The organism is Alteromonas sp. ABH4_457 (assembly GCF_056160625.1).
In genome coordinates, this window is sequence record NZ_JBSWXN010000008.1 from 251,753 (window position 1) to 275,049 (window position 23,297).

The 23,297-nt window shown below is 49.1% G+C and carries 20 protein-coding genes and 1 riboswitch; of the genes, 7 read left to right on the forward strand and 13 right to left on the reverse strand.

All coding sequences use genetic code 11. The features are described from left to right. Positions 1 to 53 precede the first annotated feature (53 nt). The 3 genes from dnaG to rpsU form a co-directional block, all read right to left on the reverse strand. Positions 54 to 1,829 (reverse strand): DNA primase, encoded by a 1,776-nt coding sequence (gene dnaG, locus ACXAGR_RS21020; RefSeq protein ID WP_474852350.1) that lies wholly within the window; start codon positions 1,827 to 1,829, stop codon positions 54 to 56. Between the two features lie 174 nt (positions 1,830 to 2,003). Then, positions 2,004 to 2,450 carry a GatB/YqeY domain-containing protein gene (locus tag ACXAGR_RS21025; RefSeq protein WP_474852352.1) on the reverse strand — a complete coding sequence of 149 codons (447 nt, stop codon included), beginning with the start codon at positions 2,448 to 2,450 and terminating at the stop codon, positions 2,004 to 2,006. Between the two features lie 124 nt (positions 2,451 to 2,574). Continuing rightward, a complete protein-coding gene (gene rpsU, locus ACXAGR_RS21030; protein WP_012517258.1) occupies positions 2,575 to 2,790 on the reverse strand; it encodes a 30S ribosomal protein S21 in 216 nt (71 codons plus the stop codon). 252 nt (positions 2,791 to 3,042) lie between these two features. Here rpsU and tsaD point away from each other — a divergent pair, with 252 nt between their 5' ends. Then, positions 3,043 to 4,056, forward strand: coding sequence for a tRNA (adenosine(37)-N6)-threonylcarbamoyltransferase complex transferase subunit TsaD (tsaD, locus tag ACXAGR_RS21035; RefSeq protein ID WP_474845008.1), 1,014 nt, complete (start codon positions 3,043 to 3,045; stop codon positions 4,054 to 4,056). A gap of 82 nt (positions 4,057 to 4,138) precedes the next feature. Continuing rightward, positions 4,139 to 5,362: an alkaline phosphatase family protein gene (locus tag ACXAGR_RS21040; RefSeq protein ID WP_474852354.1), complete on the forward strand. Its 1,224-nt coding sequence runs from the start codon at positions 4,139 to 4,141 to the stop codon at positions 5,360 to 5,362. Here the strand turns inward: ACXAGR_RS21040 and ACXAGR_RS21045 are convergent. Further along, complete coding sequence (locus ACXAGR_RS21045) at positions 5,337 to 6,533, reverse strand: MFS transporter (protein ID WP_474852356.1); 1,197 nt, start codon at positions 6,531 to 6,533, stop codon at positions 5,337 to 5,339. The genes ACXAGR_RS21040 and ACXAGR_RS21045 overlap by 26 nt on opposite strands. A gap of 80 nt (positions 6,534 to 6,613) precedes the next feature. Continuing rightward, positions 6,614 to 7,213: a glycerol-3-phosphate 1-O-acyltransferase PlsY gene (gene plsY, locus ACXAGR_RS21050; protein WP_119500103.1), complete on the reverse strand. Its 600-nt coding sequence runs from the start codon at positions 7,211 to 7,213 to the stop codon at positions 6,614 to 6,616. A 144-nt stretch (positions 7,214 to 7,357) separates the two neighbouring features. Here plsY and folB point away from each other — a divergent pair, with 144 nt between their 5' ends. From folB to ACXAGR_RS21070, 4 genes are read left to right on the forward strand one after another with little or no spacing between them, the layout of a single operon-like run. Further along, on the forward strand, positions 7,358 to 7,723 hold the full coding sequence (gene folB, locus ACXAGR_RS21055) for a dihydroneopterin aldolase (RefSeq protein ID WP_474845002.1): 366 nt from the start codon (positions 7,358 to 7,360) through the stop codon (positions 7,721 to 7,723). Then, on the forward strand, positions 7,723 to 8,217 hold the full coding sequence (folK, locus tag ACXAGR_RS21060; protein WP_119500105.1) for a 2-amino-4-hydroxy-6-hydroxymethyldihydropteridine diphosphokinase: 495 nt from the start codon (positions 7,723 to 7,725) through the stop codon (positions 8,215 to 8,217). The genes folB and folK overlap by 1 nt, the downstream gene beginning before the upstream one ends. 2 nt (positions 8,218 to 8,219) lie before the next feature. Continuing rightward, positions 8,220 to 9,020, forward strand: coding sequence for an undecaprenyl-diphosphate phosphatase (locus ACXAGR_RS21065; protein ID WP_303573745.1), 801 nt, complete (start codon positions 8,220 to 8,222; stop codon positions 9,018 to 9,020). A gap of 18 nt (positions 9,021 to 9,038) precedes the next feature. Beyond that, a complete protein-coding gene (locus tag ACXAGR_RS21070) occupies positions 9,039 to 9,410 on the forward strand; it encodes a histidine triad nucleotide-binding protein (RefSeq protein ID WP_474844999.1) in 372 nt (123 codons plus the stop codon). Positions 9,411 to 9,540: 130 nt separating this feature from the next. On the opposite strand, the gene ACXAGR_RS21075 is transcribed toward ACXAGR_RS21070, so the two are convergent. From ACXAGR_RS21075 to ACXAGR_RS21085, 3 genes are all read right to left on the reverse strand, one after another. Beyond that, complete coding sequence (locus ACXAGR_RS21075) at positions 9,541 to 10,767, reverse strand: PepSY-associated TM helix domain-containing protein (protein WP_474852358.1); 1,227 nt, start codon at positions 10,765 to 10,767, stop codon at positions 9,541 to 9,543. 128 nt (positions 10,768 to 10,895) lie between these two features. Continuing rightward, the gene (locus ACXAGR_RS21080) at positions 10,896 to 13,151 is read right to left on the reverse strand and encodes a TonB-dependent siderophore receptor (protein ID WP_474852360.1); all 2,256 of its coding nucleotides are present in this window, start codon (positions 13,149 to 13,151) and stop codon (positions 10,896 to 10,898) included. A gap of 398 nt (positions 13,152 to 13,549) precedes the next feature. Then, on the reverse strand, positions 13,550 to 15,238 hold the full coding sequence (locus ACXAGR_RS21085; RefSeq protein ID WP_474852522.1) for a dipeptidyl-peptidase 3 family protein: 1,689 nt from the start codon (positions 15,236 to 15,238) through the stop codon (positions 13,550 to 13,552). 270 nt (positions 15,239 to 15,508) lie between these two features. On the opposite strand from ACXAGR_RS21085, the gene ACXAGR_RS21090 reads away from it, so the two are divergent. Then, positions 15,509 to 17,506, forward strand: coding sequence for a cache domain-containing protein (locus ACXAGR_RS21090; RefSeq protein ID WP_474852361.1), 1,998 nt, complete (start codon positions 15,509 to 15,511; stop codon positions 17,504 to 17,506). A gap of 49 nt (positions 17,507 to 17,555) precedes the next feature. On the opposite strand, the gene ACXAGR_RS21095 is transcribed toward ACXAGR_RS21090, so the two are convergent. From ACXAGR_RS21095 to cobO, 5 genes are all read right to left on the reverse strand, one after another. Continuing rightward, a complete protein-coding gene (locus tag ACXAGR_RS21095; RefSeq protein WP_474852363.1) occupies positions 17,556 to 19,394 on the reverse strand; it encodes a TonB-dependent receptor plug domain-containing protein in 1,839 nt (612 codons plus the stop codon). Between the two features lie 166 nt (positions 19,395 to 19,560). Then, positions 19,561 to 19,714: riboswitch (cobalamin riboswitch) on the reverse strand. Between the two features lie 53 nt (positions 19,715 to 19,767). Continuing rightward, positions 19,768 to 20,817 carry a threonine-phosphate decarboxylase CobD gene (gene cobD / locus ACXAGR_RS21100; protein ID WP_474852365.1) on the reverse strand — a complete coding sequence of 350 codons (1,050 nt, stop codon included), beginning with the start codon at positions 20,815 to 20,817 and terminating at the stop codon, positions 19,768 to 19,770. After that, positions 20,814 to 21,776 carry a cobalamin biosynthesis protein CobD/CbiB gene (locus tag ACXAGR_RS21105; RefSeq protein ID WP_474852367.1) on the reverse strand — a complete coding sequence of 321 codons (963 nt, stop codon included), beginning with the start codon at positions 21,774 to 21,776 and terminating at the stop codon, positions 20,814 to 20,816. Before ACXAGR_RS21105 ends, cobD begins: the two co-directional genes overlap by 4 nt. Next, the gene (locus ACXAGR_RS21110) at positions 21,769 to 22,626 is read right to left on the reverse strand and encodes a cobalamin-binding protein (protein WP_474852524.1); all 858 of its coding nucleotides are present in this window, start codon (positions 22,624 to 22,626) and stop codon (positions 21,769 to 21,771) included. The genes ACXAGR_RS21105 and ACXAGR_RS21110 overlap by 8 nt, the downstream gene beginning before the upstream one ends. Then, positions 22,626 to 23,219 carry a cob(I)yrinic acid a,c-diamide adenosyltransferase gene (gene cobO, locus ACXAGR_RS21115; RefSeq protein ID WP_474844983.1) on the reverse strand — a complete coding sequence of 198 codons (594 nt, stop codon included), beginning with the start codon at positions 23,217 to 23,219 and terminating at the stop codon, positions 22,626 to 22,628. Before cobO ends, ACXAGR_RS21110 begins: the two co-directional genes overlap by 1 nt. Between the last annotated feature and the right edge of the window lie 78 nt (positions 23,220 to 23,297).

Below are 23,297 nucleotides of genomic sequence, written 5' to 3' on the forward strand. Positions count from 1 at the left end.
ACCAGACGTTCAGCGTGATTTTTCGCCAGAACTTTATCCGGCGGCCTCGTGAGCTACGACTTCTGACGTTCTTTCATCAATAAGGTCAATTCTGTTTTCTCTTCCTGAGAGAGCGGCTGCATACGCGACCGTGAAATCAGCGTCTCAATTCTGCTGTCGAAATGCCAGTCGAGCAGCTTTGCAAAACTGTCGCAATACACGGTATCTGCGTCATCTTCCTTAATCAGGTGTTCCTGTAACAGCAACTTCGCGATGACAGAAGAGTGGGGATGGTCACGGAAGTTTTCAAGGACCTGGGCGGTGGTGGATTGTGGATTATTTAAACAGTACCCGTGAATGTCGATGAGCACGTTGATACCGGCAACACCACTTTGCGCCAGTACCTGCGGCGAGCAGTGGGTGTGTCTGGCAGCCAGTGCCGGGTTATCCAGCAGTAAACGCACCATTGTACGGACTGGCGATATCTGGGTCTTTTGTTGGGTGTAGTGGGAATCCTTTGGTTTTGACGACTTTTGCTTTGCCTGTTGCATATCCTGCTGCAAACGAAAGCGGTCATATTCACCCACATGTTTCGCCAGTTCTTCCTGCAACATGGCTTTCTGATTGTCACCCAGTACCTGGTCTATCAAAGGCTGCGCAGCGGCTTTCAACGCCACTTTACCTTCCGGCGTGCCGACTTCATGTTGTTTCAGCAGTGATTCAAAAAAGAACCGCGATAAGGGCATGGCGTCATCGAGTAATGCCATAAAGGTATCTTTGCCCGTCTGGCGAACCATGGTATCCGGATCTTCACCATCAGGAAGAAACAGGAATGTCAGTTTCACACCATCTTTTAATGCGGGTAATGCATTTTCAAGTGCCCGCCAGGCAGCTTCACGCCCGGCACGGTCACCGTCGTAACAGCACACAATGTGGGAAGTGGTGCGCATCAGCATACTGAGGTGCTCCGGCGTCGTTGCTGTGCCCAGTGCTGCAGTGGCAATATGGATATCGAACTGGCTCAGCGCAACCACATCCATGTAGCCTTCCACTATCACCACTTTATCAAGGTGGCGCTGGCTTTGTTTCGCCTGATAAAAGCCAAACAGTTCGTAGCCTTTGTGGAAAATCCGTGTTTCCGGAGAGTTAAGGTATTTCGGGCCGCCGTCATCCAGCACCCGGCCGCCAAAGCCGATCACTCTGCCACGGCGATCGCGGATAGGAAACATGATCCGGTCACGGAAGAAATCATAAGTCTTGCCGCGATCATTTTTGTTTACCAGTTTCAGATCCAGCAACTGCTGAACCCGTTGGGGATCTGTGCCGAAGGTTTTCAGTACGCCATCCCATTCTGACGGGGCGTAGCCGATTTCCCAGTGCTTCACAATATCACCGGATAAACCGCGGCCTTTCAGATAGTCAATTGCTTTGTGGCTGTTGGCATGCTGTCTTAACTGCTGCTGAAAATAGCGGGTGACAGATTCCATCAGTGCATAGTCATCCTTTTGCTGCTGACGCTTCTCTTCTGTCATTGCAGGCCGGCTGCTCTGCTCCCGCGGGATCTCTAACCCGTGTAGCCGTGCCAGCTCTTCAATCGCCTCTACAAACTCCAGCCGGTCAAATTCCATGATAAAGGAGATTGCATTGCCGTGAGCGCCACAGCCAAAACAGTGATAGAACTGCTTGTCCTGACTGACGGTAAAAGACGGGGTTTTTTCATTATGAAACGGACAACAGGCCTGATAATTCTTACCCGCTTTTTTCAGTTTCACACGGCTGTCCACAATGTCGACAACATCGGTACGGGCTAACAGATCATCAATAAAATCGCGGGGAATTCTTCCGGACATGCAGTATATGTAACCTACGGGTATATAACAGAAACAGTAAGAGCTGATCAGTGCCTGAGCGCGATGTCAGAAGGGTCAGCAAACGTGGGTTACTTTATCAGGGAGAGAAGAAGGCGCAACCTTTTCGTATTGCGCCTGATCTTTTTAAACGGCTATCTGAACTGACTCAGGGTGTTACGCGTTCAGACGCGCTTTGATTTTTCCACTCAGTGCGCCCATGTCTGTGCGGCCCTGAACTTTTGGCTTCAATGCACCCATGACTTTACCCATGTCCTGCATGCCGGTGGCACCGGTTGCAGCCATAGCTTCGTCAATCAGAGCAGCCACTTCTTCATCAGTAAGCGGTTGTGGCAGGAAAGATTCTAAAATTACGATTTCCGCACGTTCTGTGCTGGCCAGATCATCACGATTTGCCTGATCATACTGGGCGGCCGCGTCGGCACGCTGCTTAACCATCTTGGTTAAGATAGCCAGAATGGCGCTATCGTCTACAGTGATTTGCTCATCAATTTCTTTTTGCTTGATGGCGGCCAGTGCCATACGAATTGTGCCAAGTTTCAATTTCTCTTTGGCGCGCATGGCATCTTTTTGTGCGTTTTTTAAATCGTCAATTAAAGCCATAGTATTTTTCTTTCCTGATGTCGGGCTTATCAGAAGGACAGGGCGGGCAGGACGGGAATCACTTTTTCAGTGGTCCTGAGACAGCAAAGGTGCCTTAAGGCACCTTTGTTAAGCCAACACTATCTTAGTAGAGTTTTACGCGACGTGCGTTTTCGCGAGCCAGCTTTTTCAGATGACGCTTTTTAGCAGCCGCTTTTTTACGCTTACGTTCCCAAGTAGGCTTTTCGAAGAACTCACGACGACGAACTTCTGACAAAACACCTGCTTTTTCACAAGAGCGTTTAAAACGACGAAGAGCGACATCAAACGGCTCGTTTTCTCTAACTTTAACGATAGGCATTAAATTCTCACCTCAAAATTTTCAAGACTGTAGCCGGGCGTGAAAGTGTGCGATAAATCGACACCCGGGTTAAAAATGGTGCGAAATTCTATTCTTTTCTGAAGGGAAAGTAAAGCCGGTAGTGTTAATAAATTAACCAGCGATCGCAGATTTTTAGCTGAATCTGATTCGCGATCCTCGCATTTACCGTTTTCAGGGTGAACGAATAACGGTAAACTTGCCCGCCCTGCACCACCATAAAGAGGTTTATCAATGCGTATTCTGGGTATCGAAACATCCTGCGACGAAACGGGCATCGCGGTTTATGATGACGAAAAAGGATTGTTGTCCCACGAATTATACAGTCAGGTTAAACTGCACGCCGACTATGGTGGTGTGGTTCCCGAACTGGCATCCCGCGATCATGTGCGTAAGATCATACCACTGATCCGCAAAGCATTGAAAGACGCGGCTACTGAAGGTGAAGACCTTGACGGCATCGCATTTACTCAGGGACCGGGTCTTGTCGGGGCATTATTAGTAGGTTCATCCGTAGGTCGCGCACTGTCTTACGCCTGGAATATACCGGCCGTGGGTGTACACCACATGGAAGGGCATTTGCTGGCTCCTATGCTGGAAGAAAATGCTCCCGCGTTTCCTTTTGTGGCGCTGTTGGTATCAGGTGGTCACTCGATGCTGGTGAATGTGCAGGGGATTGGCCAGTACGAAGTGCTGGGTGAGTCCATCGACGATGCTGCCGGTGAGGCCTTTGATAAAACCGCCAAGTTACTGGGTCTGGATTACCCTGGCGGTCCGCTGCTGGCAAAGCTGGCAGAAAAAGGTGAGGGTGGACATTATAAATTTCCCCGTCCGATGACAGACCGCCCCGGGCTGGATTTCAGCTTCAGCGGATTAAAAACCTTTGCCGCTAACACCATCCGCGATGCCGACGACTCCGAACAAACCAAAGCGAATATTGCGTTCGCCTTTCAGGAAGCTGTTGTTGATACCCTTATCATTAAGTGCAAGCGTGCGCTTAAACAAACCGGTCTGAAGCGGCTGGTCATTGCCGGGGGGGTCAGTGCCAATACATATTTACGTGAGTCCATGGAATCGCTGATGAAAGAACTCCGTGGCGAGGTGTTCTATCCGGGACTTGCTTTTTGCACCGATAACGGCGCCATGATTGCCTATGCCGGCATGCAGCGCTTAAAGGCCGGACAATTCTGTGATTTATCCGCCGCCGCCAAACCCCGCTGGCCACTGGATTCTCTGCCCGCGGTGTAAGTCGCGAACTTTGCGGTCAGTGAATTGTTGTTGTCATAGTCCACTTTTATACTGTGCCAAGTATTAAAAGACGGAAAAAACAATGAAACGAAAAGGACTGTGGGCAACACTATTGCTGGCTGTACTGACAACCGGCGTGCAGGCGAAGGATGACACGCCTTATGTGGTGATGATATCCATCGATGGTTTTCGCCACGATTATGTGGAAAAACACAACGCGGCCAATATTGCACAAATTGCGAAAGACGGGGTGCGGGCTGAAAAGATGATTCCGGTGTACCCGTCCAGCACATTTCCCAATCATATTTCTATAATCACCGGTTTATTGCCCGTTCACCACGGTATCGTAAATAACGCTTTTTACGACAAATCCCGCCCTGTAAAAGACAGTTATGCCCGATATTCCATGGGTAAAGGGTACGGCGATTCGACCTGGTTATCTGGTATGCCTTTTTGGAATCTGGTGGAGTTTAACGGTTTAAAGGCGGCTACGTATTTCTGGCCGGAATCTGATGCCAGAATTAACGGCAATCTGCCGTCTTATCACTATCACTACTCTAAATATGCGGATTATCAGGGAAGAATTGATCAGATAACCGAATGGTTGTCTTTACCTGAAGTATCGCGGCCGCATTTTATTGCGGGCTACTTTTCACTGGTGGATACGCAGGGGCACGATTTCGGGCCGGATGCTAAAGAAACCTACGACGCTGTTCAGCTCATAGACGGTCTGATTGGCCAGCTTTATGGCAGAATCAATCAGCTGGATATCCCGGTTAACCTGGTGCTGGTGTCTGATCACGGTATGACTGCTATCCGCCAGGAAAGCAAGGTGGTAGAGGCTGAGCTTGGGATCAGCGACAAGTTTGCCGTTGAGACCCGCGGTTCACAGGTACTTATCTATGGTAAAAAAGGCACAACGGAGCAGGAAATCAGTGCGCTGAAGGCGTCTTTAGAAGATACCGCTAAAGGGCGTTATTCGGTGATGTCAGATTCCCGCAGAACCAGCGTGCATATGGAACGGGATCAGCGAACCGGCGATATTATGCTGGAAATCCGGCCCCCGGGTTACTTTGTCAGCGACAGCACCCACGACGGTAAAGGCGCTCACGGTTTTGATGCAACACTGGAAGACATGGCTGCCACCTTTATTGCTGCAGGCCCTGATTTCAGACAGGGGGCGACCATACCGCCGATGAAAAACCTGGAAATTTATCCTGGTCTGGCAAAGCTGATGAAGCTGGAATATGTGCCTGAAACAGACAGTGGCAGCGACACCTTTAATCTTGGTCTGGCTGAGCAGTAATCTGACCCGCACCGCGGGGGCTGAAGCGTCGCTCGAAGCACCCAGCGGTTACCGGAATGATCAGAAGAACCAGCAGTACACCTACCAGCGTATTCCATCCGAAATGCTTGTAAAAAAGGCTGGATAGGGTAATACCGGCCCAGCCACCCGCATAGTAAAACAGTGTGTACAGAGCATTAGCACGGCCCTGTCCGCCGGTAAGTTTACCGTTCAGTGCACCCACAGCAGCGGCATGAATGGTGAAAAAGCCTGCGCACAGTAAAATCAGCCCGGCAGTGACAGCCAGCACCGAGGGAAGCAACAACATCAGTAGGGAAACACACAGTACAGCAGCACCTGTCAGTAAGGTGTTACCGCTGCCGATACGGTTACTGAGCTTGCCTGTCACCGGACCAATCATCACGCCGGTAAGATACACCAGATAAAGCAGGGTGGTGTCTTCAGTGGTGAATGCAAAAGGCGGCTGAGTAAGGTGAAAAGGCAGAAAATTAAATACTGATGAGAAGATGCCGAATCCGCTCAGCGCACACAGGTACAGTCGTAAAAGCGGCCACTGCCTGACAAGTTGAATGTAACGGACTGCGGGCGCTTTCGGGTCAGACTTTTCGCGCTTATCACGTGGAAGACCGTACAGAGCCAGCGAAAAGGCAATGAGCGTGAACAGACTGGTTGCAACAAATGCATAACGCCAGTGCTCCGGAGAAAACGCCCAACCACCCAGTATCCGGCCGCCTAGACCGCCGGCAACGGTGGCTGACACGTAAGCACCCATCACAACATTCAATTTTTCAGGGGGCAGTGAGCGGGAAAGCCAGGCAACGATACAGGTTGTCAGTGACGGAACGAAGATACCCTGTACGAATCTTGCGGCAATCAGTACATTCAGGTTGTCTGTGGCCGCACAAATCAGTCCGCACAGAACAATGGCGGTTCCGCCTGTTGCGATGACGGGGCGAACCGGAAATTTATCTGATATTAATCCGAAAGGCAGGTTTGCCAGCGCTATGCCCAACACCACTGCCGATACCGTGAAAGACACCATGACCAGGTCAGTATTAAACTCCTGACGGAGTACAGGAAGTACCGGTTGAGTAATATAGATGTTGGTAAACGCGGCACAGACCAGCATGAAAATGATGAACTGCAAGCGGGTTTGCGCCTGAAAATGCATGATGTTTTCTCAGATTACAGAAAGAAATGAAGAGTTTGCCGGTAAACCGGTCACATCCGTTATTCTGGCAGTGTGCGGTTTTATTTTAAACGTACTTTATCCCACACTTTACTTTCTTCACCTTTGAGCAGGCGTTGAATATTGTCTTTGTGCCGAAAGATAATGAGCACCGACAACATGATCACCGGAACGGTGTACATAGGTTTGATAAACCAGGTAAATAAAGGCGCCAGACTTACCGCAATAATGGCTGCCAGAGAGGCATAGCCCCAGACAAACATGACCAGCAGCCAGGTCAGGATCAGCAAGCCTGCCAGTTCCGGGCCCAGTGGTAACAGAACACCAAAAGCGGTAGCCACTGCTTTGCCACCTTTGAAGCCGAAGTACAGCGGAAAAATGTGTCCCAGACAGGCCGCAACGCCAATAAAACCCAGAGCAACAGGTTCAATGCCCATCCAGTAGCTGCAATATACCGGCACCGTGCCTTTAAACACGTCCATGAACAATACCAGCGCTGCCGGAACGCGGCCGCCGAGTCTGAATACATTGGTGGCCCCGGGGTTATTTGAACCGGCGGCACGGGGATCAGGAAGCTGGTATAACCGGCAAACCACAACGGCGCTGGAAAGCGAACCCATCAGGTAAGCGATACAGACCATAAGAATTACCAGGGCGATCATTTGTTGCAGACACTATCAATACGTTACATGCACGCAGACTAACAGGAATCGCAGGTAAAATACCAGCAAGGTTTAGTGACCGCAGGGGCAGTTGTGGTAAAGTGGCGGCCACCACTGTAAGGCGAGCCGCAGGCGCTGTAACCTATGCCACAAACGCAACACATTATTCTGTCCGGTCTTAAAGTTGATACCCTGATCGGGGTGTATGACTGGGAGCGGACCCGCAAAACCACACTACTGTTTGACGTGACCGTGCAGGCCGATCTGTCTGCGGCAATGCAAAGCGATGATGTAAAAGACACCATTGATTATGCATTGCTGGCAAAAGCCATTCAGGATGCCGCCGCCGATCAGACCTTTGAGTTGCTTGAAGCCCTGGGCGGCCACGTGATTAACGCTGTCTTGAAAGGCTTTCCTGTAGCGCACATTAAGCTGGCGATAACCAAGCCGGATATTCTGCCGGATGTAAATACAGTGACAGTTGTCTTTGAACAGAGTCGTGGTGACTGATGCACCTTATTACCATCAGTCTGGGCACTAACGTTCAGCGTACCTGGTACGCCAGACAAGGGTACGTTTATTTAAAACGTCACTTTTCTGCGGTAACGTGTTCCAGAATGTTTGAAAGTGAAGCGGTTGGCTTTGATGGTTCACCGTTTTATAACTGTGTGATCAGTGCTGAAACGACTTTAAGTCCCGGTGATGTGAATGCCACGCTGAAAGCGATTGAGCGTGAAAATGGCCGGACTCACAGTGAAAAAAAGTATTGTGCTCGCACTCTGGATTTAGATCTATTAACCTACGACAACGTAGTGACAACGCACCCTGTTGCGTTGCCGAGGGCAGAAATTTTGCACAATGCATTTGTACTGCAACCCCTTGCAGAACTGTTGCCTGACCACGTGCACCCCGTAACAGGAAAAACCTACCGGCAGTTGTGGCAGGAATACGATCAAACTTCCCAACGGCTATGGCCAATCGATTTTACATGGAGTGATTCTTAGGGATGACGCTTTTTGAAATTATTATTCTTGCCCTGATCCAGGGAATAACTGAATTTTTGCCAATCAGCAGTTCGGGACATTTGTTGTTGCCGGCGGAACTGCTTGGCTGGGACAGTCAGGGGCTGGCCTTTGATGTGGCTGTTCACGTGGGCAGTTTACTGGCTGTTATGCTGTACTTCCGTCAGGAGATCGCGCAAATGACAGTGGCCTGGCTGACCCGGGGATTCACAAAGAACCAGAATACCGACAGCAAGCTTGCCTGGTATGTCATTCTGGCGACCATTCCCGCAGTGCTTGTGGGCCTGGCACTGGATGACTGGATTGAAATGAATGCCAGAACAGCGCTGGTGATAGCGGCCACAACCATTATTTTTGGACTCTTACTGTGGTATGCCGACGTTAAAGCGACACACACACAGTCGCTGGAAAACATCACCATGAAACAGGCGATCATCATTGGTATCGCTCAGGTGATGGCGCTGATCCCGGGCACATCACGCTCTGGCATTACGATGACGGCCGGATTGATGTTAGGTCTGGACCGCGAGAGTTGTGCACGGTTTTCTTTCTTACTGTCTATTCCGGTCATTCTGGGAGCAGGTACGTTGAAAACCTTTGATTTAGTTCAGGCGACGACAGCAGTAGACTGGAGCGCGTTGCTGTACGGTGCGGCATTCTCGTTCATCAGTGCCTATTTATGTATTTTCCTGTTCCTGAGCTGGATTTCCCGCATCGGCATGCTGCCGTTTGTTATCTACCGCATGATTTTAGGCGCGGTGTTGCTTTGGTTCGTGTTCGCTTAACCTGCATGGAGAATTAGAATGTCAGAGACTATTTTTACGAAAATCATCAACAAAGAAATTCCCGCTGATATCATTTATGAAGATGATCTGGCGCTGGCATTCAAAGACATTAATCCGCAGGCGCCGGTGCACTTTCTGGTGATCCCGAAAAAGCCCATCGCAACCATTAACGACATTGAAGAAGAGGACCGTGCCGTGGTCGGGCACTTAAGTTATGTGGCTGCGAAAGTCGCCGCAGAACAGGGCTTCGCAGAGCAGGGCTATCGTACGGTAATGAACTGCAATGAGTTCGGTGGTCAGACGGTCTATCACATTCATCTGCACGTACTGGCCGGTAAGCCGCTGGGCTGGCCGCCGTACACTGAGAAGCTGAAAACAGCGCTGGAATAAGCTAAGCGCTTAAGTGGCAATAGCTGAGCATCATCGCCTGTATTATTTATTCCATGGTATTTTCTTAGTGAAACTGCCTGAACATGAACTTCTGCCGGTATTTTTGAAAGTATAAAATGTATGGTTGGCCTCAGGTAAAACGTCCGATATAAAAGTACAGGGCTATTACCGCTAGCACAAAAATTGGTAACGTACCGATTTGTGCGCGCGATAAGGAGGTGGATTTAGTGCGTTTCCATGTCATCCACACGCCAGTAAAGGACATACCGGTAAGGGTGATGCCAAAAATAAACCAAGTGATTTTAGTCCAGATACCCCCAAAAGTGCCAAAATGTAACGGGTCGGCGTATTCATTTAAGTATGCATTTACACCAATAGATTCAGGTGTAAAAGTGCTTATGATTTCGAGGCTTTCAGGATGAATGAAAACCCGGTACGCTCTGTCTCGCAGCAGTGGGTTGTTTTTCACTCCTCGCATTTGAATTGGGGAAGTCCGATCGTTTGGTATAAAGATTGAGGTGATATGCCAATTTTTGTGGGCTTTTTGCGCTGTACGTATCGCTTTTTCAAACTCTTTAGACGTTAAATGAATGCCTTCAGTTGGTTGATTTTGGATTGATGCAGCTAGATCATTGTGTTGCACATTACGCTCAATTTCAGGCCCACGTGGCTCAACACTGCTTCCTGAGAACCGGTAGCCAAACTCGTAAAAATACCACAAACCCGTTACACAGATTAGCACGCTAAACCAGATTCCCCACAACCCCAGAAATTTATGCAGATCACTTAAAGCGATTCGGCCTCCTTTATCAAAGCGAACGCGAAACAGCGCTTTGCGCCAATTCTTAGTTGTTTTAATTCCTGTGTATATTGAAATAGATAAAGCGAATGCCATAGCACAAACGAAGATAATGCCGGGGAGGGCAGGCATAAACAGATATCTGTGGAAATCGCGGAAAAAACGTTGAACCGTCAGTCTTGGCATGGTGCCAGTCACTTCATAAGTCCATTGATCAACCTGAACAAATTGGTTGTCTATAGTTTCGTCTTCAATCGTAGCCCGAAAAGTGAGGTAATCCTCGCCCATTGTGAGCATAAAACGGGGTTGGCCATTAGGGTATGCTTCTTTTATCGCATCATATACTTCAACCCAGTCATCATCTGTGGGTTTACTGCTTCGTCCAGGTGGTTTTTCTGACGCGCGTAATTCATCGAAAATTAACCAGTCTATCTCATTTGAAATAGTAGCTACGGTGCCCGTGAACAATACGACAAACATTAAAATAGCCAGATGAAAGCCAACCCATGCATGCCAGTTGTAGAGTTTCTTTAACCCTTTTCTATTTTCTTTTGTCACGTAGAACAAAACCTTTGAACGCATTATACTCAGCCAGCCTTAACTGGCTGTGTATACTTCTCTGAAATCACACAACAAGTATGCGAAATGCTTTAACTACACCAGTATAAACGTGAGGGGAATTATCACTAAAAATCAAATGATACCGATGCAATTACTGTGCGCGGCGCACCTAAAGGGATACGCAGAACGGTAAAGCCAGCGCCATAGTATTCTTCATCAAACACATTTTTGGCTGCAAGTTGAAGACGGACATTTCCTGACTTCCCAACTATGCCCGAAGTCGGAAGCGTGAACCAAACCGATAAATCGACCAAAGAAACATCGCCCAGGTTTAACTGAGATGAAAGGTTCCCTTCAGCGTCCATAACCCGATCAGACTCATAGTAGTAGCCCGCACCAATACCAAGCCCTTCAAAATCTCCACTCTGCAATTCGTAAGATGCATAAAGGTTTAAAATGTTATCAGCAATACTTTCAGCTTGTCGTGTCACTCCGGCGCTATCCCTGTCTTCTGCATTGGTATATGCATAGGAAACTGAAATATTCATACCGTCCAGGGGCTGGCCTGTAACGCTGAGTTCAACACCATCAGAGGAACGCCCGTCAATAAATATGACGTTGCCGGCATCATCCAGGCCGTCGACAACGTTTACTTTATCGATACTATATAGTGTTAACGACCCCTGTACTTTACCGTTAAGCTGTTCGCTTTTTACACCAAACTCAAATTGTTCACCTTCTTCCGGAGCAATCTCTGTTACTTCGCCAGCATTGTTTGGCACAACAGAGTTAGGTTCAAAAGATTCTGCGTAAGAAGCAAAGAACGAAACCGTTTCAAATGGACGGTAGGTAAAACCTGCCTGTGGCGTTATGCCGGATGCACGAGTTTGAGCCAGTATGGTACCTTCGCGGTCGAACTCGTAATCGGTTTCGCTGTAACGAATTCCTGCAAGTACTGCAAATGACTCAGTAACATCAGTGAAGATGTTTGCATAATAACCTGTATCTTCATTTCTCCATGTATCAACTGGAACACCTTCTAAAGAAAAGCCATCGGAAAGTGTGTAAACCGGGTCGATAAAGCTATGAAAGGGAGCCGTAATGCCATCTGTTTGCGCACCGGTAACAAACCGGCGAGTGGTAACACTGTCAATATAATCTGCACCCACTATGATCTGATGTGTCATTCCTGCAAAGTCAAAACTTCCGCGTACTTTTACGTTAGCGAGGGTCGATTCGATGTCGCGGTCCCGACTCCCGTCCAGACGCTTAACTAAATATACGCGGTCGTCGGGATCATCATAAACAGCACCGGATGTGATGATCGCGGGGTCGAATAAACCAGTTGCATAACCCTGGTCGTTAATTGGCGTGTCTGCATCTACAACGAAAGCGATTCTGGGACGGGATTGCAAGTCATTGCCCGTTGAGTCCTCTCGTGCAAAGTTAGCTTCTATACTCCAATTGGTAAGGAATTCATGCTCTAAACCCAATTCGAGAATTTGATAGTCAACTTCAGCAATTTCCCAGGGACTACCGAAGCGCTGGCTATATGGCACATCCAGTAAATCGTTAATGATTTTAGGACCTTCGGAGGTCTCAATAGCTATTGTCCCTCTATCCAATGGGCGGGACTCATCACGCCATTCATAAGCAAGGTTCAACTGAGTGGTATCACTGACGAAATAGCGAGAAGAAAAAGCAATGGTATCGCGTTTGATCTCTGAAAAATCTCTGAAGCTATCAGAATTCTGTGTTGAAGCGACAACACGAATATCCAGATCATCGTTGACAGGTTGTGCGTAGTCAATCATGGCAAATTTATCGTTAAATGTGCCATAGCGCACCTCACCCGCGATGCGTTGTTTACTTAAGGGCCGTTTGGTGCGCACGTCTACAACACCACCAGGTTCAACCTGACCATACGTAATGGCTGCAGGGCCTTTAACCAACTGTACATATTCTGTGTTTGAAAGGTTGGTTTTAAAATTCGAAGTTACTTTAAAGCCGTTGCGATATACAGCATTACGTCTGAAGCCACGCATGAAAAAGTCGTCGTTTGTGCCGCCGAAGCCATCGCCGGCACTTACTCCGGGGGCATTTCTAAGCGCTTCTTCCAGCGTGGTAATTTTTCTGTCCAGAACGAGCTGTTCAGGTATGAGCGTGACGTTGCGAGGGTTATCTAAAAATGAAAGTTTCAGGCCTGTCGCACCATCTTTAGCTTCAATTATGTAGCGGGACTGGTTTGTACCAACAACGCTGATAACCTCAATCTCTTTTGTTCCGTTGGACGCCTCATCCTGTTCCTGACCCAGGACACAAGGAGAGTTGAGACCATAAAACATGGTGGCGAAAAGTGTGCTTAAAAGTGTTTTATTCATATCGCGACTACTATATTTCCTTGTACTATTCACTAATAGTAATAATTTTTATTCTCAGTTAATGGTAAGCTAATAGAAATGAGTCAGCAAGCTAATTACTTACATACAACAGAACAAAAGGAATAAAACAGCGGTGACCGGTGGAATAATAAATGTTTCAAGTGATCACATGCTCAGGACTTTAGTCTGTGATCTTCACTAAATAATTGAGTTTGATTTGTCTGCATGTCTTTTTTGTTAAGCTGCAACCGTCATCCGGGGGTAAAATATTGACTCACCAGGTGTGTAAACAACCGTGTCCTGAGATTTAGAGCGTCGGGGTAAATTTAGGTTTGAAAACAATAAGGCCCCTTCTTCTGAAGTGGCCTTATTTACGGAGAGCAAACTGGAAGTCGTGTCTACAATCCCAGAACATCTTTACCTTGTTTAAAGGTAATATCGACAGGAATATTAGCGGCTTCGAGCTTCGCCAGGTCAGACGCTAATTCAGGTTTTATGACCCCCATTTCGTCCACCAGTTTTGCAACACCGTCGTAATCGCCGTCACCCTGATAAGTTAAAATCAACCGGCTTAATGCCTCTACCGCGCTGCCCATTTTTTCCATGTTTACGCTGTAGTAGCCGTCTTCATCTTTGGTAAACGCACCTTGTTGAGCAAAGAAGTTAAACCGGATCATGTTGGCTTTGCCGTGGGCCGAGCTGGCACCGAAACGCACGGAACGGAAAATCCCGGCAAGGAAAGTCACGTAGTAATCTTCAAGTACACCTTGAGTGATCTCGCCTTTTTCCAGCAGGCTCTGCACCATGTATAAACCGAGAATGTCAGCTTTCCCTTCTTCAAGGGCTGATGCATGTTCTTTCAGTGCGGCACGGACGGTGCTGCTGCCGTCCAGCGTGTTTTTGATACCCAGACCATGAGCAACTTCATGGAACATAGTATTGGCAAAAAATGCGTCGAAGGTGATGTGATTGCGCTGTTCAGGGGTGATAAGTTCATCTGCAATGGGCATGAGGATTTCGTCGAACTTGGCGCGCATGGCGTTTTTAAGCTGCAAACGACGTGTTCCTTTCGCCAGTTGTACCCGTTCATCATTAGGCAGATTAATCGCTATGGTTTTACTGCCTGCATTGGAGTGGCCTGCATAGTAGATGACATCATAGGCGTTTAAATCAGCATCGGAGCCGGGCATTTCTGCTTTATAGGCATCCGGTACCGGTAAGCCTTTTTGCAACTCCGGCAAAAACTGCGCGTACTTAGACAGTTTGTCACTCCAGGCCAGGTCTTTTATCAGAACATAAGCTTCAAAGGCGGCACGGTAACCAAAAAGCTGATCTTCGTAGGTTTCAATGGGGCCAATCACCAGTTCAACAGGATTGGTTTTCATGTCCATCCAGGCCATATCAGACGCGTAATAATCGTTGCTTAACAGGGCGTCTGCCCGCAAATTCAGGTAATTCGCAAATTCTTCATTGCCGGCCAGTTTTGCGGCTTTTCTCAGCAGTGCTGCCGCTTCGGTGAGTTCAGGTTTGTATGCGTCTGAGTAAGGTACGCTATGAAGGGAGCCGTCGTCCTTGCGTTTTACCAGCGAATAAAGGCCGTCCTTATCTGCAAAGTCTGCTGCCGCGAACTCCTCTTTAGTCATGTCGTGAGGATAGAATTCTGCGCCGGCAGGCTTGCTGTCTGTGTTTTTAAGAAAAGCGGCGTCACCGTTCAGGCGATCCCAGGGGCCATAATTAATATCTGCAAAACGGGCAACGTCTTCGTTACTGAAAGACTTCAGGAACGTATCTTTATCGCCACTGAACGCCTGCTTCCAGAAAAGTCTGTCCATGATGACTGAGGCATCGATGAGCAGCGAAAGCATGGCCTTCTGATCATCAGAAAAACGTGACAGATCAGTCGTTAATTCGACAGGCTTATAAATAGATAGACGGGCAGGGTCGACCAGCAACTGGCCGGACTTTTCAGAAGTAGATTGCGCTTCAGGTGTATGGGGGGTTGTCGTTTCCGGTGCTTTTGAGCAGGCTGACAGCGCAAAAACGGCAGCAGCAACGGCAATACTCAAACGGGCTTTACGGGTATTCATTATCATCGTTATTTTTCCAAACAAGTTTGTCCCACCGATTGATACACAAAACATTGTGCATGTTCAACATCTGCTGCGGTCACTTGCGCTGAATATCCGTCTGTTAAGGGGAAGTCCTTTTAACAACTTGCACTGGCAGGACGCATAAAAAAGTTTAAAAAAAAGCCATGTTTAACAAAATTTATACAAACCGGCGTTTTAATATCTGCTAGGGTAATTTAAAAATGCTGATAAAAAACAATAATTTATACTAAAGTATAAGGTGTCACAGTGGAAGCGCTACTCAAAAATAATAAAAGTCAGTTCCTCGATATTTTTACAACAGTATCCGGTCATAAATCGAATCTGGTCAGTCTCAACAGCTGGTGGGATAAGGTGGCACTGGTCGGCAAAATCAATTCTCTGAATGTACCCCAGAGTTTGCTCAGCAATATGCTTGAAACAAAAGCCGAATTCAGCGAACTGCAGGAAATTCTCATAGACAATCTGCTGTCTGAAAACACGCAGCAATGCGGAGTAAAAAATCAGGCTGTTGCGCAAACGCTGATTGATATACCAGTCCGAAATCTGTTTGAACGCACTGCAGACGTTGGATTTCTGGCAACAGATGCTGACATACTGGCATTCCTTAGTGATAGCACAGATCACGGGCCGGATACGTATGCCATTGTGAAACGCCTGACTGAATATGCTGCCAAGTATTCTGTCTATGATGACATTATGTTGTTTGATGAGACCGGACAGTTAAAAGCACAGATGGATACAGGCGCAGATATTTCCGGCGATGATCCGGTGATTGCAGAAGTACTGACCGGCGAACATGAATATCTGGAAATTTGTCGCTATTCTCCTCTGAGGCCAGCCTTTCCCCTGTCCTCCCTTTTCCTTGCGCCTGTGAAAGATCCTGAGACCCAACGTGTTACCGGCGTTTTATGCATGAGTTTCAAACTGGAAGGTGAGATGCGCAGTTTGTTTGCCGATCTGGATGACGGGTCCGGTGCGATCATGGCATTGCTCGATAAGCAGGGAAATACACTGGTGTCGGCTGACGAAACTGTGCTACCACGGGGGACGTCGCTGAATGTCAGTCGCAGTAATCAGATCATTACTCTGGGTAAGCATGAGTACTACTGCACCGTAGCCCGCACGCGTGGTTATCAGGGCTATGCGGGGCTTGGCTGGCAAGGATGTGTTTTGCTGCCGTTTGCCAGCATGTCAGCACATCCTGAGAACAGTGAAGGAAACAGTGACGATGTTCAGCGCTGGCGCGGCTTTTCACCGGCATTGAGTAACATACGTCACAAGGCGAAAATTGTGACTGAGGATTTGGAGCTCGTTGTGCTTAACGGACGGATAGCTGCTGCCCGCAGTGATGCTGACGAGTTTATTCCCATTCTGGAAGAGATCCGGCAAATCGGCCGGCAAATGCAGTCAATTTTTACCGACTCAGTAAGTCAGTTGATGAATACTGCGCTGAACACGCATTACGACGGACTGATTTTTCAGGCTGCTCTTGCCATCGATATCATGGACAGAAATCTTTATGAGCGGGCGAACGATTGCCGCTGGTGGGCACTCACAGGGTTGTTTCAGAGTGTACTTAACAAGCGCCGGAGTTCCCCTGATGATGCTGCGGCAATGGCCGGCGTGCTTGGCTATATTAACGATCTCTATACTGTTTATACCGGCCTGTATATTTATGACCGGGATGGAAAAATCGTTGCTGTTTCCCGTCCGGCAATGAAAGCGCTGGAAGGAACCACGGTTCATGCTGATATTGGGGCCGGACAGGTGTTTAACCTGAAAAGCTCGCAGCAGTTTTGTGTATCAGAATTCGTGCCCTGTCATTACTATGAGGGTAAGCATACCTACATTTACAACGCAGCGATTACCGCAGACGGTCAGGTAAATGGTGGGATTGGACTGGTCTTCGACAGCGGACCCGAGTTTAAACAAATGCTGGAGGATGTCACCGGCGGGGAAAATGACGGTATATTTGGTCTGTACACCGACAGGAACGGGCATGTGATCAGTACCACTGACAATGCAAACTGGCGAACCGGTGACAGAATCACGTTGCCGGATATCATCAGTAAAGGTGGTAACGGGCACAAAGGTGCAGGTATTCATGAGATTAACGGCGAGGAATATATTCTGGCTTTTGCTGTATCAAAAGGCTACAGGGAATATAAAACGTCAGACGGTTATCATAATGATGTTATCGCTATTATCGGTGAGCGAAATCAACCGGTAAAATCACAGCAATAAAAAATGGCTGCCCGGGGCAGCCATTTTTGTCTGTATTAATGCACAACTATCAGAATGCGTAAGTCAGACCTACGTGGGCTGCCCGTCCACGTGAACGGAATGCTGATGCGCCCTGGTAATCTTCATCCAGCGCGTTTTCAACGCGACCAAATACGTCCAGGTGCTCATTAACACTGTAACGTGCGCTTACATCTACCAGTGCATAGTCTTTCAGCTTGACGCCACTGTCGACAGCATCAGCGACCAGACGGACGTTAGCTTCTGCGGTCAGTGCTTCGTACTGATACATAACCCCTAGTGAACCCAGTTGCCGCGGCCGGCGGCTTCGCTGAGCGCCGGTGGCATCTTCGGTATCGTTATAGGTATAGTTAGCTTTCAGTAACCAGGCGTCTGTTACCGCCCACTGACTAATCAGCTCGACACCGTCAGAATACGACGTGCCGGATTCCTGCAGATAGCCGGAGTAAGTGGCGAGATCAAAAGAAATGGCGTCTTCGATTTTTTGATCGAAGTAAACCACCTCAACAGATGTGCCTTCAGACGGGGTAAATTGCAGGCCGATCTCGTAACCTTCGGAGGTTTCTTCTTTCAAATCGATGTCTGAAGCAGGGGCATAACCGAAATCACGGTTATACTGAATTTCGTACAGGCTCGGCGCGCGGAAACCCGTTCCGTATGCTCCACGTAATTTCAAATCACCCTGTTCCAGCGCCCAGATGTATGCAGAACTGAGACGGAAGCTGACATGTTCGCCAAAATCTTCGTTATCATCGTAGCGAACGCCGGCGGTGGTGAATAAGTTTTCAGTGAATTCGCTTTGCAACTCGGCGTAGTAACCGGTCTGTGTACGGCTTTCTCCGGAAGATGTAATGCTCTCTTCCTCCCAATCGATACCGTAAACTACGTTGTTCTGAGCATTTACCTGTGTATTACCCAGATATTCGACACGCTCGATATTCCCTTTCGTGAAGTAGCTTTGCTCGCTGAGAGTCAGGTTTTCACGCTCTACCAGGCTTTTCGAATACGCCAGTTGCTGGTTACCTGAATCTGTTTCGTAGTTTGCATTTACGCGAAAGTTGGTCTGTTTGAAATTGCTCTGACAGTCGTCTACGTAACCATCGCTGTAGCAATGGTCAAACTCACCTTCACCGTCGTTATTGCGGACAACAAAACCCAGAGATAAATCTTCAACCGGACGAACATTCACGCGGGCATGCACGGTGGTATTTTCATAGCCGTCATCATCCTGCAGGATGGTGTCGTCCAGACGTGCGTTAAAGCCATCCGTTGAGTAATCAGACACTGACAAATAACCGTCGACCAGTTCTGTACCGGCACCCACTTCACCGGCAATGTTATTGGTGTTATACGCGCCGGCAGAGGCGGACACGCTGCCAAATGTACCTTGTTCAACACGGCCGGTCTGGATGTTGATAACACCACCGGCATCTGCGCCGTATACCAGGCCTTGTGTACCACGGAGGATCTCTACCCGCGACACATTGGCGCTCTGTAACTGACCAACATGAGGTTGAACCTGTGTGCCGGTAGGATCAGAGATGTCCACGCCATCAATACGGATAAGCGTACGGTAACCTTCTTCACCACGGATCCGCAGTGCCGACGTCGAACCGATACCGCCGCTGTCAGTCACATGAATGGATGGCTGAATGCGCAGTACTTCTGCCAGGTTGGCATAACCGCGAAGTTCGATTTCTTCCTGCGTAACAACGGATACGGAGGTAGCCAGTTGCCGCAATGGCGTGGCAATACGGCTTGATACGACAACGTGTTCAATAGAGTCTTCAGTACTGCCTGCGTCTGCCGCCATAACAGATGTGGCAGCGCAGCTCATAGCAACGGCCAGGGCCAGTTTGCTGGTTTTCATGTGTGTTCCTCAATCTTATTGGTGTCAACGATTGAAGGAGGGAAAGGGAGTGCGGAAACGTAAAGTCAGTTTAGCCTGAACATCCGGCATGATGTTACATGCAGGAATGAAATGCATAAGGTAGTCACGAACAATGCAATCCGATGAAGCCCTCCGCTTCATTCGTAAAAAAACTGTCTGACAGGCCGGTGTCGGGCTGAATGCATCAACTGCATTGTACCGTTGCGGGGGCAGCGGTGGATTAGAACCACACTTCCCGTTTACCTTACCCAAATACACATCGGTGTGTACCGGTAAGCACCTGAAACAGCGGGCGCAACCTTACAAACAGGAGAGGCTAAAGTCAATGTGAACAGGCGGTTTGCTACTAAATTTACGGCCTTTCCATGACCCGGTTCACTCTGCCAACAACCTCTGCCAGGCGGGGTCTTTGCGAAACAGTGACCATACCAAACCGCAGAGCGTCTTTCTCATCGGTAAGCCGGGGATAAACCCCCTCTGCACAGAATGCTGCAAACAGATCCGGAGCGCGGGGGTGTGGCATGGTGCAAAAGAGCGGCGTGCCCGTACATCTAACGCCGAAGTGCGTTGTCAGTAGTTTACCAAGCCACAATGCAGACTCGTTGAGTTGACTGCGCTGAGCTGATTGCCATGATACATCGTTAAATGCTGACTCCAGCACATGCAATGCCGGCCCGTTAATCTGCCAGGGGCCCAGTACTGCGGAGCAACGTTCCCGCCATTGACGGGACGCAAACAAAAAGCCTGCGCGGATGCCGGCAAGACCGAAGAATTTCCCGGCCGAGCGTAATACCAGCAGGTTTTCCCCGTGCAAAGACTGCAACATGGAATGTTCCGGTGTGCAGTCCATAAACGCCTCGTCGATGATGAGGAGGCCATTCAGCGCATGCAGTTGTTCCTGAAGGGTAGCGAGTGTGGTCCTCTCTTCAAGGGTGCCTGTCGGGTTGTTCGGGTTTATCACTACAACAATATCGCCGCTTGTCAGTGCGGTCAGATGAGGGAGATGCCGGTACCGGTAAACCGGTACGCCGGCGTCTGCCCAGGCTTTTTCATGTTCCTTGTAACCGGGGTGCGGCACCCATACACGGGGTGGTTTGCGCCCGGCGCGGCTGACTATGGCAGGTAAGTGCTGAATAACGCTCTGTGACCCGGCAACCGGTAAAAGGCTGTCACAGCCGTAATAGTCTGAAGCAGCTTTTAGAAACGAAGGGGTAATTTCGGGCAGACGGTGCCAGGCTGAAGACGGTAAATCCGGTAGCGGATAACTTTCCGGCGCAATACCAGTGGATACGTCCAGCCAGTCTGCAACCGGCCGGTTATATTGCTGTGCGATTGTATGCAGGCGGCCACCATGCTCAAGCAGTGACGCAGAAGATGATGGAGTTAAAGGTGATGACGTCAAAATGAAAGTGCCCCCGCAGCGAATATGGCGGAAAAGAGAGATACTACGACACAGAATATCACCGCAGCTTTACTTACCAGAGTGAGACTTTGGCAGATATGCTCCGGCTCTGGTTTGCTGCCCCTTCCCAGTAGCGGTACCGGCACAGGTACGCCGTGATAAACCGGCGCCCCGCCTCCGATAGTCACGCCCAGCGTATTTGCGCCGGCAGCCATAACCAGCCCGCCATTGGCACTTTTATAGGTTGCTGATTGTTTCCGGCTCTTAGCCAGGTTGGTTAACAACTTTCCCGGATGTTTTTGTATTAAGTAGCCTGTGGCAGTAAGCCAGGCGCCGGGCAATGCCATCAGATCGTCAGCTTTCGCAGCAGCCCGTCCGAAGTATAAGTAACGGGCATTTTTGTAGCCCCACATGGCATCCAGTGTGTTCATCAGCCGGTGGAGCAGGGCGAATGCAGGTCCTCCGGCTGCGAAATAAAACAACCCGGAGATAACAGCGTCATTCCCGTTCTCCAGCACGGATTCAACGGTGGCGCGGGTCATCTCGTTCTTGCTCAGGCTGGTTGTATCTCTGGACACCATATAACCGGTAAAATGTCTGGCAGTGGTGAGGTCGTTCCTGCTCAGCGGTCCGGCAATCTGCAGCGCATGAACACGCAAGCTCTGCAGGCCGGTACATAAATAAAGCGTCAGTGCGCTGAAAATAACGTACAGCCAGCCGTTCAACGTCCATTGTAAATAAAGCACAAGGCAGAAGGCCGGCACCGTAAGTAACACCAGCGCCAGCGAACCGGTAACGATACTGAATGATGACGCCGGGGCGCGGTTAAGAAAATGCTCAACCTTACCGGCAAGGGAACCGAAGCCAACTAGCGGATGAAAGCGTGCTGGCTCGCCCAGTACTCTGTCAAGGAACAGGGCCAGCCACAACACCAGCGGGATGACTATCCATTCATTCATCAGAGGCGTAAAACTGACGTGCTTTGTCTATGCCTTCACACATACTTTCTACTTCCCCGAGCATGCGGGTGGTCATGCGGTGAACTTTGTCTGCATCCGGTGTCAGAATAAATGCATTATCTACGGCGGGAATGCCGGGCCACTTTTGCCAGTCCATTTTGTCCGGCTGTCCCCGCCCGTGGGTTGAAGGTTGAATAATGATCTGTGGTCTGGCTGACAACACCTGCTCGAGGCTGACCTGAGGATAATCGTCATCGATACTGGCAAAGATATTGTCTCCGCCACATACCGAGATTTGTTGCTGCAACCAGGCTTCACCGGCTACTGTGCGAAGGGGCCGGGCCCAAAGTTCATAAAATACGCTCACCGGCGCGGCAGATTTATACGTGTTTTTTAACTTCTCAAGACGCATAAGATAGTCATCTGCAATGCGGTTGGCGGTGGAGTCCCGGCCTGTGATTTGCCCTAACAAGCGGATCTCTTCTGCCACGTCTTCCAGTTTGCCCGGTTGGGTGTACACCACATTAATGTTGTATTTCTCCAGCCGCAGTAAATCTTCAGCGGGGTTACCGGTTCGCCAGGCAACCACAACATCCGGTCGTAACTGGAGAATTTTTTCAATCTGTAAGCGGGCGTAGTTGCCAATTCTCGGAATGGATGAGGCGGCCTGTGGATAATCGGAATGATCGGTGGTGGCAATGATTTGATCGCCGGCACCGATTTCATACATCGACTCAACCAGATGCGGCGCCAGCACAATTAACCTGAGTTGTTGTTTCTGTATATCGTCAGCACGGACGGTGACAGACGCAAACAAGCAAAGAAAAGGCAGAAGATTGCGCAATCTCATCACCAGTCGATTCCCTTTTGCGCTTTAATGCCGGCGTCGAAGGCATGTTTGCGGGATTGCACTTCACTGACGGTATCTGCGATATCGATAACTGCGCGGTGGCAGGCACGTCCGGTCACGACCACGCTCTGGTTCACAGGGCGGTTTTGCAGGGTCTCAATAACGTCATCGAGGTCAAGATACTTGTAGGTCAGCATGTAAGTGATTTCATCCAGCAGGACCACATCAATGGACGGATCGTTGAGCCAGATCTTCGCCTGCTCCCAGGCTTTGGTGGCGGCTTTAATATCAGTGTCTTTGTCCTGAGTTTCCCAGGTGAAGCCGGTTCCCATCACGTGGAAGGGTACACCAACCTGTTGCAGCAAATCCCGTTCGCCGCAAGGCCAGGTGCCTTTGACAAACTGTACCACGGCGGCTTTCAGACCGTGACCTGCTGCCCGCGCGACAGTGCCGAAACCTGACGTAGACTTGCCTTTACCGTTTCCGGTGATCACAATCAAAATGCCCCGTTCTTCCGTGGCCTGTGCAATCCGCTCGTCTACTTTCTCTTTTTGCGCCTGCATGCGCTTTTTATGTTTATCCTGTTCACTCATGTTTTGTACCTTTTTCGTTTTCAGGGCTGTGCCTGTCAGTGATGTTCTGACCGCCACGCACTATACGTGGTTACCGGC